Raw genomic sequence first — 11617 nt, 5'->3', positions numbered from 1 at the left:
GCACATAGCCAAAAAGGCAATGCTACGTGAAAAGTTCAGACGCTGCGAGTGATTTGTAGCTGCGGACGGGCAGGACGCGCATGCGACAGGCGCGGCGTGCCATCGACCTTGAATACGCTGACGGCATGCGCCAGCGCGGCGGCCTGCTGCTGCATCGATTCCGCCGCAGCCGCAGCCTGTTCCACCAGCGCCGCGTTCTGCTGCGTCACCGCGTCCATCGAACCGATGGCCTGATTCACCTCGTTGATGCCGGCGCTTTGTTCGCTGCTGGCGGCGGTAATTTCCGAGATCATGTCGCTGACCTTGTGCACGCTGGCGACGATTTCGTCCATCGTCACGCCGGCATCGGCCACCAGTTTGCTGCCCTGGTTGACCTTCTCCACCGAGTCGCCGATCAACGCCTTGATTTCCTTGGCGGCCGAGGCGGAACGCTGCGCCAGATTGCGCACTTCCGACGCCACTACCGCAAAACCACGGCCCTGCTCACCGGCGCGTGCAGCTTCCACCGCTGCATTCAGCGCCAGGATATTGGTCTGGAAGGCGATACCGTCGATTACCGCGATGATGTCGACGATCTTGCTGGACGACTGGTTGATCGAATCCATGGTGCCCACCACTTGCGCGACCACGGCGCCGCCCTTCACTGCCACCTGCGCGGCCGATGCGGCCAGCTGGTTAGCCTGGCGCGCATTGTCGGCGTTGTGCTTGACGGTGGAAGTCAGTTCTTCCATCGATGACGCGGTTTCTTCCAGCGCGCCGGCTTGCTGCTCGGTGCGGCGCGACAGGTCCTGGTTACCCTGTGCGATTTCGCTCGACGAGGTGGTGATGTGATCGGTGCCCGAGCGGACTTCGGTGACGATGCCCAGCAGGCTGGCGTTCATGTCTTTCAATGCCGTCAGCAGCTGGCCGGTTTCGTCCTTGGCGCTGTCGTCGATATGGCCGGTCAGGTCGCCGCTGGCGACGCGGCGCGCTGCCACTACCGCCTCTTGCAGCGGACGGACGATGCCGGTGGTCAGCAGCCAGGCGCTGGTGGCGCCGAACGCCAGCACCAGCGCCGCCAGAATGAACAGCAAACGACGGCTGCTGTTGGCGATTTCTTCGATGTGCACTGCGGCAGCGTCAATCTTGGCGCGCTGCATTTTGAGCAGTTCGACGATCAATTCCTGATACTTGGCCGTGCCTGGCTTGAAAACGTTTTCAAAAATCTTCGTTGCTTCGTCCAACTCACCGGCGGTTTTCAGCTTGTTGATCTGGTCGCGCGACGACAGGTACACCTTGCGCTGCTCGCCGATGCGGGTGAACAGGGCTTTTTCATCGTCATCGCTGATCAGCGTTTCGATTTTTTTCTGCAGTTCGCCGGAAGCGGCGGAAGAAGCCTTGGACTCCTCGGCGAAGTAGGCGCCCAGCGACGGATCGCTGCTACGGGCAATGGCGGTGGTGCGGCGGATGCCGCTGTCGATCTTGCCGGACCAGTCGGAGATCATGCGCTCCTTGGCCAGCGGGTTCTGCATCATTTCGCTGGTGGCCGAGGCCACGCCTTGCAGCCGCCACACGCTGATGCCGGTAATCAGCATCGCAAACGCCAGGATAATCGTGAAGCCCAACGCCAGGCGTTTGCCGATACTGATATTCGCCAACATATTCATTCTTGCACCTACCTCTCAGAGTAAACCAAAAACAAAACTACGGGATCAGCATCGGGTCAGGCCCGGCGTGATGTGCGCAAGCTTAGGCCGCCAGCGCGGTGCTTTCGATCAGGCCCATATCGGCGCTGGACATCAGCTTGTCGATATCGACCAGGATCAGCATACGCTCATCGATGGTGCCGAGGCCGACGATGTGGTCGGTATTCAGTGCCGAGCCGATTTCCGGCGCCGGTTTGATTTGCTCAGGCAGCAGCGTGGTCACGTCCGACACGCGATCGACCACCATGCCGACCACGCGGTGGCCGATGTTGAGGATGATGACCACGGTGAACTGGTCATAGGTCGGGGTGCCCAGATTGAATTTGATACGCATATCGACGATCGGCACGATGATGCCGCGCAGATTGACCACGCCCTTGACGAAGCCCGGCGCGTTGGCGATGCGGGTTGGCGTTTCGTAGCTGCGGATCTCGCTTACTTTTTGAATATCAATGCCGTACTCTTCCTGGCCCAGGGTAAAGGCCAGGTACTCGCCGGCGGTCGAGGACGTCGCGTGCAATTCGCTTACGTTAGACATGGGTTTTCCTTCTATGCGATAGTGACTATGCGTAATGTTACCGCAAGTCAAGATCAATAGCACCAAATAAATGCGGCACGGCAACAAAATAAACTTAATGCAATTCTCAGATTGACAATTCCACTACAGTTTTTCTCCTGCACAAGGTTCGGCAAGCCTGTATCATTTACACAAAATCGACCAAACACTCCGGGAGACCGATGAATAGCTTGCTTACTGGTTGGCACCCGCGCCTGGTCGCCCTGGCCGCTGCGGCACAGGGCGTGGATGGCGCCCACGATACCAACCATCTGCACCGCGTATGGCGCAACGCCAGCCTGCTGCTGAATGATTACCCCGAGGCCGATGCGCTGGTGGTGCTGGCCGGCTGTTATCTGCATGACTTGGTCAACCTGCAAAAAAATGACCCCGAACGCCATCTGGCGTCGCGCAAGGCGGCGCTGCTGGCCAGCCGCCAGCTGGCCGAGCTGGACTTCCCGCCCAATAAACTGGCCGGCGTCGCCCACGCCATCGAAAGTCACAGTTTTTCCGCCGGCATCCGCGCCGAAACCATCGAAGCCAAAATCGTGCAGGACGCCGACCGGCTGGATGCACTGGGCGCGGTTGGCCTGGCGCGGTTGTTCTACACCGCCGGCCGCATGGATTCGGCGCTGGCGCATCCAGACGATCCGATGGCGCTGCACCGCGACCTGGATGACAAGGCGTACGCGCTGGACCATATCGACACTAAGCTGGCCACCCTGCCTGGCACCATGCAGACCACCGCAGGCCGCCGCCTGGCGGACAACCGGCTGAATGAATTGATCGCCTTCCGCGACAGCTTTATCGCCGAATGGGCCGCCAGCCCGGCCGCGCCGTAACCGACCCTCGCCCACCTCCCCTACATGACCACCACCGACACCTCGGCAGCGGCGCCGCTGCCGGTACCGGGCAAGCCGCCGGGTAATCTGAACTTTGTCCTGATCTGCGTTTTCATCGATATGCTGGGCATCGGCCTGATTGTGCCGGTGTTGCCGGTGCTGGTCGGCGAATTCACCGGCACGCGCGACAACCAGGCTTACTGGTATGGCGTGATGAGCGCGGTGTTCGGTTTGATGCAGTTCCTGTTCATGCCGATGCTCGGCGCGATCAGCGACCGCGTCGGCCGCCGTCCGGTGCTGCTGTATTCGATGGCCGGCATGAGCATCAACTTCCTGACCACGGCGTGGGCGCCCAACCTGGCCTGCCTGTTCATCGGCCGCGTGATCGGCGGCATGTCGTCGGCCAGCATGTCGGTGGCGTCGGCGTACGCGTCGGATATCTCGACGCCGGAGAACCGCGCCAAGAGCTTCGGCAAGATCGGCGCGGCGTTCGGTCTGGGCTTTATTTGCGGGCCGATGCTGGGCGGGCTACTGGGCACGGTCGATTTGCACCTGCCGTTCTATGTGGCCGGCGCGCTGTCGGCCGCCAATCTGGTGTACGGCTATCTGATGGTGCCGGAATCGCTGCCGGCGGCCCGCCGCGCGCCGTTCAAGCTCTCCAAGATCAATCCACTGGCGGCACTGGCCAAGCTGGTGCGCCGCACCGACATCCGCGGCCTGGTCGTGACTTACACGCTGGTGACGCTGGCGGCGATGATGCTGCAAACCACCTGGGTGCTGTACACCACCTTCCGCTTCAACTGGACGCCGGGCCAGAATGGCGCGGCGCTGTTCTGCGTCGGCCTGACGGCGGCCGTGGTGCAAGCCGGCCTGCTCGGCCTCCTGATCAAGCGCTTCGGCGAGGTGCGGCTGGCGCAGCTGGGCATGGTCTCCGGCACGGTCACCTATCTGCTGTATGGCCTGGCCACGCAGGGCTGGATGATGTATGTGCTGATCGTCTGCAATGTGCTGTCGTTTGCGATTGGCCCGGCGCTGCAGAGCATCATCTCCAAACACACGCCGGCCGACGAGCAAGGCGAATTAATGGGATCGCTGCAATCGATCAGCAGCGTGGGCGTGATCATCATGCCGCTGCTGGGTTCCGCGATTCTTGGAGAAGTCAGCCACCTGCCGGCCGGCGACTGGCGCGTGGGCAGCACCTTCTATCTGTGCGCGGCCATGCAGGCGATGGCGGTGCTGGTGGCGCAGCGCTACTTCGGCAAGCACAAGGCGGAGGAAGCATGAAGCTGCGTTTATTGATGGCGGCGTGCGCCGTCAGCCTGGCATTTGCCTCACACAGCGCCGGCGCCACCGGCTGTTCGCGCGAGATCTCGGTGCCGGTATCAGCCAACGGCGCCAGCGTCATCATCGACGGCGCCCATGTGAAGGGCATTTATCCGGATCTGCTGCGCGGCCTTGGGCAGAAGATCGGCTGCAGCTTCGTGTTCACCGTGGTGCCGCGCGCGCGCCAGGTGGCAATGTTCAAGAACGGCACGGCGGACGTGCTGGCGCCGGCCTCGCGCACGCAGGATCGCGACCAGATGGGCACCTTCATCCCGATGATCAATCACCGTCCGATGCTGATTTCGGTGAGTAGCGGCCGCGCGCCGATCCCCGACCTGCCGGACCTGCTGGCGCGGCGCGAATTACGCGTGGCCGTGGTGCGCGGCTTTGATTATGGCGAGAAGTATTCGGCGCTGCTCACCGAGCTGCAAAAACAGGGCCGCCTGTTCGTGGAGGTGGACGTGATTGCGGTGGCGCGGCTGCTGCATGCGGGTTCGGCCGACGTCACCATCATGGGGCCAACGCTGATGGCTGGCGCGATTCGCCGTGAGCAGCGCGTGCACGGCTTGCAGGAGCGGCTGAAGATGGAGACCATTCCGGAGCTGCCGTGGAGCCAGAGCGGCGCTTACATCTCCAACGCGCTCAAACCGGAAGACCTGGCCATCCTGCGCGAGGCGCTGGAGAAAGCCGGCAAATCCAATCAGGTGATGGATGGTTACCGGCACTACTTCCGCACCGACCTGCTGTCCGACAGCGTGCGTCCGCGTTAATGTGCCGCCAGCCGGCCGATAAATTCGCAGTAGGCCGGCTGCACCATCGCATTGGTCAGCACATCGTTATGGCCGGCGCCCGGCACCAGCAGCAGCCGTTTGGACGATGACGGCAGCGCCGCGTACACCTGCTTCGCCAGGCGCGGCGGCGTGGTGTTATCAGCCTCCCCTTCCAGCACCAGCGCCGGTCCGGCGTAGCCCGCTGCCGCCGCTACGTTGTCGATATCCTGCAATTCCGGGCTGATCTCCAGCCGCACGAACGGCCACGCATACCATGGCAGCATGGCGTTGCCCCAGTCGCGCGCGTTGGTGGTGGTCGATTCCAGTATCAGGCCCCGCGCGGCGGGACGCTGCTGCGCCACGTAGGCGGCGACGAAACTGCCGAGCGATTGCCCATGCAGCACTACTTGGCCGGGACGGCGCGCGTTGACGTCGTCGAAGATCCGCAGCGCGTCGCTCTTCAGCGTGGCGATGGTTGGCACGCCCTTGCTGCGGCCATAGCCGCGATAGTCGAAGATGGTGACGTCGGCGCCACATGGCGCGATCGCGCCCAGCACCTCCGCGCCGTGCTGGTCGAGATGGAAGCTGTTGCCGCCGAAGTACAGCACCGTCAGCGCATTGCCGGGACGGGTGGCCGAGATCCCGTGCAGTTCCGCATCCGCAGCCGGCAGCGAGACTTTATCGAGCTGCCAGGCTGGTGCGCTGGTGCTGTCGAGGGTGTGAGACGGCGGTGCATCGCCGGGTTTGTCGGCGCGCAGGATATTCCGCTCCCCTACCTGCATCGCACATCCGGACAACATCAACACGATTACCGCCAGCCATGCTTGCCTCATTTCCCGCTCCTGTTTTTAAATGTACAATTCAATATACAACAACAAAAACTTACTGTAAAACGATAAATTTATGAAAATCTCACTGATCCGCACTTTCCTGTGGCTGTGCGTTGCCGTGCAGGCGGCGTTCTTTGTGTTTGCGTGGACCACGTTTGCGCCGGCGATCGGCAGCATGACCATCGAGATCACGGCGGAAGGCGTCAGCACGGCGGCCAAGCTGGCGATGTCGCCGTCGCAGCGGGCACTGGGTGCGGCGCTGGCGGCCCTGCCGCTGCTGGTGATGGGCTATGGTTTGTGGCGGCTGGACCGGTTGCTGCTGAATTTCCGGCGTCAGGATTTGTTCACGGCGCAATCGGTAAGCCATCTGCGCGCGTTCGCCGGCGCCACGCTGGCGTCAACGCTGCTGACGATTGCCGAACCGCCGGTGCGGACGCTGGCGTTCTGGCTGATGGCGGGCGGCGACCGGCATGTGTCGGTGGGGGTGCGGTCGGAGCAGATCATCCTGCTGCTGGTGTGTGGACTGTTTTATCTGGTCACGCGACTGATGCAGGAAGGCAGCCGTCTGGCGGCGGAGAATGAGGCGTTCATCTGATGGCCATCGTGATCAATCTCGACCTGATGCTGGCCAAGCGCAAGGTCAAGTCGCGCGAGCTGGCAGCGTATGTGGGCATTACGGAGCAAAACCTGTCGCTGCTCAAATCCGGCAAAGTCAAAGGCATACGTTTTTCCACACTGGAAAAAATCTGCGAGCGGCTGGACTGCCAGCCAGGCGACATCCTGGAGCGCACGCCGGGGCCGGACAACGACGATGCAGCTAGTGCAGAAGTTTGAACAGTACCGCCGTCACACCGGACTGCACAAGCATAAGACCAACCATCCACTGAATGATTTCGAACTTTAATTGCACCAAGCGCATATCCAGATAGTCTTTAGTTACCAGGTGCATATCGATGAGATGAAGCAACGCCACCGTAAGCGCTTTTGCCTGTTTTTGGGAGAAGTGGCCTTCCACCAAAGTATCCATGAACGTTACCGTATCAAAGTTGTTCGACATGTTGTTCTCCTTTTTGGTTTAGACCGCCTTCCGCGCAAAAGAGTTCCGAACTTGACAGACCGCCACCAAACTGCAACCATACGGCCATGATTTTTTATGCCCCGCCTCACACCCGCACGTATTGGCGCCGCTCTTAGCGAGCGCGGCCACTGTACAACCATAGTGATGTGATATTTTTATCAACGCCGCCCTAGTCTGGTGGCGTTTTTGTATCCGCTCACCGGACCGGGGCAACGTAAAGGAACCCTGATGAGTCTGCCTGAACTGCCACAAACCGACGCCGCCGAAGTCTCCTCGGTCGCCACCGCACCCAAGGGTCCGCAAATCATCCTGACCGGCGACCGTCCAACCGGCCCGCTGCACCTCGGCCACTTCGTCGGCAGCCTGCGCAACCGCGTGGAATACCAGCACCAATTCAAGCAATTCATCATGCTGGCCGACTCGCAAGCGTTGACCGACAATATGGACGACACCAATAAGGTGCACCGCAACGTGGTCGAAGTGGCGCTGGATTACCTGGCAGTCGGCATCGACCCGGCCAAGTCGACCATCCTGATCCAGTCGCAGATTCCGGAGCTCGCCGAGCTGACCTTTTATTACCTGAACATGGTCACCGTGGCGCGCCTGGAGCGCAACCCGACCGTCAAGACCGAAATCGCCCTGCGCGGCTTCGAGCGCGATATTCCGGCCGGCTTCCTGACCTACCCCGCCTCGCAAGCCGCCGACATCTCGGCCTTCAAGGCCACGCTGGTGCCGGTCGGCGAAGACCAGATTCCGATGATCGAACAGACCAACGAAATCGTGCGCCGCTTCAATCGCATCGTGAATAAAGACATCCTGGTCGAGTGCAAGGCGCTGGTGCCGGACATTGGCCGCTTGCCGGGCATCGACGGCAAAGCCAAGATGAGTAAATCGCTGGGCAACACCATCAACCTGGGTGCCACCGCCGCCGAGATCACCGCCGCCGTCAAGAAGGTCTACACCGACCCGCTGCACCTGCGCGTGGAAGATCCAGGCCACCTGGAAGGCAACGTCGCCTTCATCTACCTCGACGCCTTCGATCCGGAAAAAGACAAGCTGGAAGAAATGAAAGCCCACTACGTGCGCGGCGGCCTGGGCGATTCGATCGTCAAGAAACGCCTGGAAGTGGTGCTGCAGGAACTGCTGGCGCCAATCCGCGCCCGCCGCGAAGCGCTGGAGAAAGACAAGGGCTACATCATGCAGTTGCTGAAGGAAGGCACCATGCACGCCCGTGAAGTGGCCGCCAAAACCGCCGACGAAGTCAAGGCCGCCCTCGGCCTGAGCTACTTCTGAACACACCGGCGCTGAACTGGCTGTGGCTGGCGTCGTTCTATGGCGTCGCCAGCGTGGCCTGTTTCATCGCCTACGCCATCGACAAATCGGCGGCCATCCACCAGCGCCGCCGCATTCCTGAACGCACCTTGCTGTTGCTGGGCCTGGGTTGCGGCTGGCCGGGCGGACTGCTGGCGCAGCGCTGGCTGCGGCATAAGACGGTCAAGACTTCTTTCCAGGTCGCCTACTGGGGCAGCGTGGTGCTGAACGTCGCCGCCGTGGGCTGGCTCTCTACTCTCAACTAAGGAATCCGACGATGCTGCAAGGCGTGTTGTGTGGTTTGCTGGCAGGCGCCATGTGGGGCATGGTGTTTGTGGCGCCGGAATTCCTGCGCGCGTTCACGCCGCTGGAAATGGCGTGCGGGCGCTACATCTGCTACGGCCTGATCGCCGCCGCCGTGATGTCGACGCGGCTGCCGAAACTGCTGCGCAGGCTGGACCGCGGCGACATCATCGCCATGATCAAGCACGCGCTGGCCGGCAACATCGTCTACTACATGCTGCTTGCGCTAGGCGTCAAGCTGGCCGGCGTGGCGGCGACGTCGCTGATCATCGGCGTGCTGCCGATCTCGGTCACGCTGGTGGGGCACAAGGACCACGGCTCGGTGCCGCTCAGGCAGCTGACCTGGCCGCTGCTGCTGGTAGCGGCGGGCATCGCCTGCATCAATATCGACGTCTTCACGCATGATGTCGGGAATGGCCTGCCGCTCGCCAGCAAGCTGCTCGGCGTGCTGTGTGCGACGGTCGCGCTGACGTGCTGGACCTGGTACTCGGTCGATAACGCCCGCTATCTGAAGCGTAATCCGCATTTCAGCAGCGGCGAGTGGTCGGCCTTGTATGGCGTGTCCAGCGGACTGATCGCGCTGGTGATTGCGCTGGTGGGCCTGGTGTTCTTCCATGGCCAAGTGACCGGCGCCGGCGCAGTGGCTAGCGGGCGTGACTGGGGACTGTTCTGGATCGTCAGCGCGGTAATTGCGCTGGGAGCGTCGGCGGTCGGCAACCATCTGTGGAATATCGCCAGCCGCAAGGTGCCGCTTACCTTGTCCGGCCAGTTGATCCTGTTTGAAACGCTGTTCGCGCTGCTGTATGGATTTATCTACAAGCAGCAGTGGCCGCGCGGGCTGGAGATTGCCGCCATGGTGCTGCTGATCGCGGGCGTGATGTGGTCGGTACGCATCCATGCGCTGGATGACGCCAGCGAGGCGCACGCCGGCTGATCAGTTATCGAGCAGACCGTTTTCGCTGAGCACGTCCTGCACCAGTTCCAGCCGCAGCACGGGATTTTCCTGTAGCAGCAGACGCTGCTTTTCCTCCAGGTCCAGCCGCAGCAGTTCGCACCAGCGGTTGGCGACCCAGCCGGCTTCGTCCAGCCGGTACGGCGGCGCCAGCGACATATTCGCGGTGGAAATCTGTTTCTTTTGCAGAGAACGGATCAAGGCGCCTAGCGCGTTGGCGACGTCCTGCTGTTCGCTTGGGATGGGTACCACCATGTCTTCTGCCACCTCTTCCACCTCGGCCATCCACAGGCCGTGCTTCAGTTGCTCGGCGGATTTCACCTGGAAGCGCGTGGTGCCGATGCAGGAAATCTGCAATAGCCCCGGCAGCGGCGCCGCCCAGTCCAGGATGCGCGCCATGGTGCCGCAGGCGGACAAGGTCTCGTGCTGCTCCGGCAAACGCACCTCGCTCCCATCCAGCAGCGAGACCACGCCGAACTCTTCGCCCTTGGCGATGCAGCGCTTGACCAGGTCCAGATAACGCACTTCGAACACCTGCAAAGGCAAATGCCCGTCAGGAAACAGGATGGTCTTCAGCGGAAACAATGGAATAGATGGCATTTCGCAATCATCTCACGAAATGGCCGGGCTCGGCTCATTGCCGACGGAAAATCATGCCGCCTTTCATGACAAAACGCACCTTGCGCAGCGCGCCGATATCCTGCGTTGGATCGCCCTCGACCGCCACCAGATCAGCCAGGTAGCCGGCACTGATCTGGCCCAGCGTGGCGGACTGGTCCAGCACCGCTGCGTTGACCACCGTGGCGGCGCGCAAGGCCTCGACCGGCGTCATGCCCAGCCGCACCAGCCACTCCAGCTCCCGCGCGTTGTCGCCGTGGGCGAACACGCCGACATCGCTGCCGTTGCCGATGGTCACGCCCTGCTGTCGCGCCAGCGCGAAGGCGCGCGCAGCTGCCTGCATAGAGGGCGTCGCAGGCCCGCCACGCTGGTATTTCTGGAAGTATTCGCTGGTGGCTTCCGGCGCAGTCAGCGTGGGGAAATACGCGACGTGGCGCTCGGCCATCAGCTTGAAGGTGGCGGCGCTGCCACCGTAACCATGCTCGATGGTATCGACGCCGGCCAGCGTGGCGCGCCGCATGCCTTCGTCGGTACTGGCGTGGGCCGCCACCTTGCGGCCGGACTCATGCGCGGTTTGCACCAGCGCGTTCAGCTCGGTCTGGTTGAAGGTGGCGTGAGAACTACCGTCGGCGCCGGTGCGATAGTCGGCGTAGACCTTGATCCAGTCAGCACCGCGCGCGCCCTGCTCGCGCACCGCTTTGACGACTTCATCCACGCCACTGGCTTCCTGCGCGCCTTTGGGCAAATCAACATCGTCGCGATAGCTGCGCGGCGACGGTCCGTAACTGCCGCTGGCGACAATCGCGCGCGTGGCGATAAATAAGCGCGGACCGGGAATCACGCCGTCATTAATCGCTTTTTTAATAGCGACATCGGCATACAGCGCGCCTTCGGTACCCAGATCGCGCAAGGTGGTGAATCCGGCTTGTAATGTGGCGGCGGCGTGGCGGCTGGCCAACAAGGTACGGTATTCGACTGATTCCTTTAAGACCTGATCGTCCCACGAAGTCTCGTTATATGGATGCAGTAGCACATGCGAGTGCAAATCCATTAATCCGGGGATCAGTGTGGTGTCTGGCAAGTTGATACGCTCGGCGCCGACCGGTATTTTGATTGTTTCTATCGAACCGACTGCTGCAATCTTGCTATCGGTGATAAGCACGGCCCAATTGGCGTGCGGCGCACCGTTACCGGTCCACACCCGCGCGGGCGTTAACAAGGTATCGGCCGCTTGTGCGGCAGGCGAGAATAGCCCTATTAAGACGGAGAATAATACGGCGAGACGGCTACGCTTCATGGAGTGCGCCCGAAAAAGAAAAAAGCTGGTACTGGGTTTATGCGGTATAAAC

Annotated in this window: 14 protein-coding genes; 8 read left to right on the top strand and 6 right to left on the bottom strand. The window is 61.8% G+C overall.

Features of this window, described 5'->3' with window-relative positions; genetic code table 11:
* Nucleotides 1-35 precede the first annotated feature (35 nt).
* Complete coding sequence (locus tag HH213_RS23510) at nucleotides 36-1646, bottom strand: methyl-accepting chemotaxis protein (RefSeq protein WP_169113838.1); 1611 nt, start codon at nucleotides 1644-1646, stop codon at nucleotides 36-38.
* Between the two features lie 82 nt (nucleotides 1647-1728).
* Nucleotides 1729-2223, bottom strand: a complete 495-nt coding sequence (locus tag HH213_RS23505) for a chemotaxis protein CheW (RefSeq protein ID WP_110848148.1) — start codon at nucleotides 2221-2223, stop codon at nucleotides 1729-1731.
* 200 nt (nucleotides 2224-2423) lie between these two features.
* Between HH213_RS23505 and HH213_RS23500 the strand changes: the two genes are divergently transcribed.
* Genes HH213_RS23500 through HH213_RS23490 form a run of 3 tightly spaced genes read left to right on the top strand, consistent with a single transcriptional unit; the run spans nucleotide 2424 to nucleotide 5176 of the window.
* Nucleotides 2424-3083, top strand: a complete 660-nt coding sequence (locus HH213_RS23500; protein WP_169113837.1) for an HD domain-containing protein — start codon at nucleotides 2424-2426, stop codon at nucleotides 3081-3083.
* Nucleotides 3084-3107: 24 nt separating this feature from the next.
* Nucleotides 3108-4367 (top strand): TCR/Tet family MFS transporter, encoded by a 1260-nt coding sequence (locus HH213_RS23495; RefSeq protein WP_169113836.1) that lies wholly within the window; start codon nucleotides 3108-3110, stop codon nucleotides 4365-4367.
* Complete coding sequence (locus tag HH213_RS23490; RefSeq protein WP_169113835.1) at nucleotides 4364-5176, top strand: substrate-binding periplasmic protein; 813 nt, start codon at nucleotides 4364-4366, stop codon at nucleotides 5174-5176. The genes HH213_RS23495 and HH213_RS23490 overlap by 4 nt, the downstream gene beginning before the upstream one ends.
* Here the strand turns inward: HH213_RS23490 and HH213_RS23485 are convergent.
* Nucleotides 5173-6009 (bottom strand): alpha/beta hydrolase, encoded by an 837-nt coding sequence (locus HH213_RS23485; protein WP_229263128.1) that lies wholly within the window; start codon nucleotides 6007-6009, stop codon nucleotides 5173-5175. The two genes, HH213_RS23490 and HH213_RS23485, sit on opposite strands and share 4 nt — an antisense overlap.
* Nucleotides 6010-6079: 70 nt before the next feature.
* On the opposite strand from HH213_RS23485, the gene HH213_RS23480 reads away from it, so the two are divergent.
* Both HH213_RS23480 and HH213_RS23475 read left to right on the top strand, forming a co-directional pair.
* Nucleotides 6080-6601, top strand: a complete 522-nt coding sequence (locus tag HH213_RS23480) for a DUF2975 domain-containing protein (protein ID WP_169113834.1) — start codon at nucleotides 6080-6082, stop codon at nucleotides 6599-6601.
* Entirely contained in the window at nucleotides 6601-6840 is a 240-nt protein-coding gene (locus HH213_RS23475; protein WP_110848153.1) for a helix-turn-helix domain-containing protein, read from the top strand. Before HH213_RS23480 ends, HH213_RS23475 begins: the two co-directional genes overlap by 1 nt.
* On the opposite strand, the gene HH213_RS23470 is transcribed toward HH213_RS23475, so the two are convergent.
* The gene (locus tag HH213_RS23470) at nucleotides 6824-7063 is read right to left on the bottom strand and encodes a hypothetical protein (RefSeq protein ID WP_169113833.1); all 240 of its coding nucleotides are present in this window, start codon (nucleotides 7061-7063) and stop codon (nucleotides 6824-6826) included. The two genes, HH213_RS23475 and HH213_RS23470, sit on opposite strands and share 17 nt — an antisense overlap.
* Before the next feature lie 249 nt (nucleotides 7064-7312).
* Here HH213_RS23470 and trpS point away from each other — a divergent pair, with 249 nt between their 5' ends.
* Genes trpS through HH213_RS23455 form a run of 3 tightly spaced genes read left to right on the top strand, consistent with a single transcriptional unit; the run spans nucleotide 7313 to nucleotide 9632 of the window.
* Nucleotides 7313-8377: a tryptophan--tRNA ligase gene (gene trpS, locus HH213_RS23465; protein ID WP_229263127.1), complete on the top strand. Its 1065-nt coding sequence runs from the start codon at nucleotides 7313-7315 to the stop codon at nucleotides 8375-8377.
* Nucleotides 8378-8430: 53 nt separating this feature from the next.
* On the top strand, nucleotides 8431-8661 hold the full coding sequence (locus HH213_RS23460; protein ID WP_229263126.1) for a DUF1294 domain-containing protein: 231 nt from the start codon (nucleotides 8431-8433) through the stop codon (nucleotides 8659-8661).
* A gap of 11 nt (nucleotides 8662-8672) precedes the next feature.
* Nucleotides 8673-9632, top strand: a complete 960-nt coding sequence (locus HH213_RS23455; RefSeq protein WP_169113832.1) for a DMT family transporter — start codon at nucleotides 8673-8675, stop codon at nucleotides 9630-9632.
* Here HH213_RS23455 and HH213_RS23450 read toward each other — a convergent pair whose 3' ends face one another.
* Nucleotides 9633-10250, bottom strand: coding sequence for an LON peptidase substrate-binding domain-containing protein (locus tag HH213_RS23450; protein ID WP_110848157.1), 618 nt, complete (start codon nucleotides 10248-10250; stop codon nucleotides 9633-9635). It abuts the gene before it with no gap.
* A 34-nt stretch (nucleotides 10251-10284) separates the two neighbouring features.
* Nucleotides 10285-11565 (bottom strand): metal-dependent hydrolase family protein, encoded by a 1281-nt coding sequence (locus HH213_RS23445; protein ID WP_169113831.1) that lies wholly within the window; start codon nucleotides 11563-11565, stop codon nucleotides 10285-10287.
* Between the last annotated feature and the right edge of the window lie 52 nt (nucleotides 11566-11617).

The organism is Duganella dendranthematis, assembly GCF_012849375.1.
Lineage (GTDB): Bacteria > Pseudomonadota > Gammaproteobacteria > Burkholderiales > Burkholderiaceae_D > Rugamonas > Rugamonas dendranthematis.
Note: the sequence above shows the minus strand (reverse complement) of the source record. Positions and strands in the feature narration are given on the sequence as shown.

Bases quoted from the DNA above. Each gene is read 5' to 3' on its own strand.
- HH213_RS23510 (WP_169113838.1), bottom strand. From the start codon at position 1,646: ATGAATATGTTGGCGAATATCAGTATCGGCAAACGCCTGGCGTTGGGC.
- HH213_RS23505 (WP_110848148.1), bottom strand. From the start codon at position 2,223: ATGTCTAACGTAAGCGAATTGCACGCGACGTCCTCGACCGCCGGCGAG.
- HH213_RS23500 (WP_169113837.1), top strand. From the start codon at position 2,424: ATGAATAGCTTGCTTACTGGTTGGCACCCGCGCCTGGTCGCCCTGGCC.
- HH213_RS23495 (WP_169113836.1), top strand. From the start codon at position 3,108: ATGACCACCACCGACACCTCGGCAGCGGCGCCGCTGCCGGTACCGGGC.
- HH213_RS23490 (WP_169113835.1), top strand. From the start codon at position 4,364: ATGAAGCTGCGTTTATTGATGGCGGCGTGCGCCGTCAGCCTGGCATTT.
- HH213_RS23485 (WP_229263128.1), bottom strand. From the start codon at position 6,009: ATGAGGCAAGCATGGCTGGCGGTAATCGTGTTGATGTTGTCCGGATGT.
- HH213_RS23480 (WP_169113834.1), top strand. From the start codon at position 6,080: ATGAAAATCTCACTGATCCGCACTTTCCTGTGGCTGTGCGTTGCCGTG.
- HH213_RS23475 (WP_110848153.1), top strand. From the start codon at position 6,601: ATGGCCATCGTGATCAATCTCGACCTGATGCTGGCCAAGCGCAAGGTC.
- HH213_RS23470 (WP_169113833.1), bottom strand. From the start codon at position 7,063: ATGTCGAACAACTTTGATACGGTAACGTTCATGGATACTTTGGTGGAA.
- trpS (WP_229263127.1), top strand. From the start codon at position 7,313: ATGAGTCTGCCTGAACTGCCACAAACCGACGCCGCCGAAGTCTCCTCG.
- HH213_RS23455 (WP_169113832.1), top strand. From the start codon at position 8,673: ATGCTGCAAGGCGTGTTGTGTGGTTTGCTGGCAGGCGCCATGTGGGGC.
- HH213_RS23450 (WP_110848157.1), bottom strand. From the start codon at position 10,250: ATGCCATCTATTCCATTGTTTCCGCTGAAGACCATCCTGTTTCCTGAC.
- HH213_RS23445 (WP_169113831.1), bottom strand. From the start codon at position 11,565: ATGAAGCGTAGCCGTCTCGCCGTATTATTCTCCGTCTTAATAGGGCTA.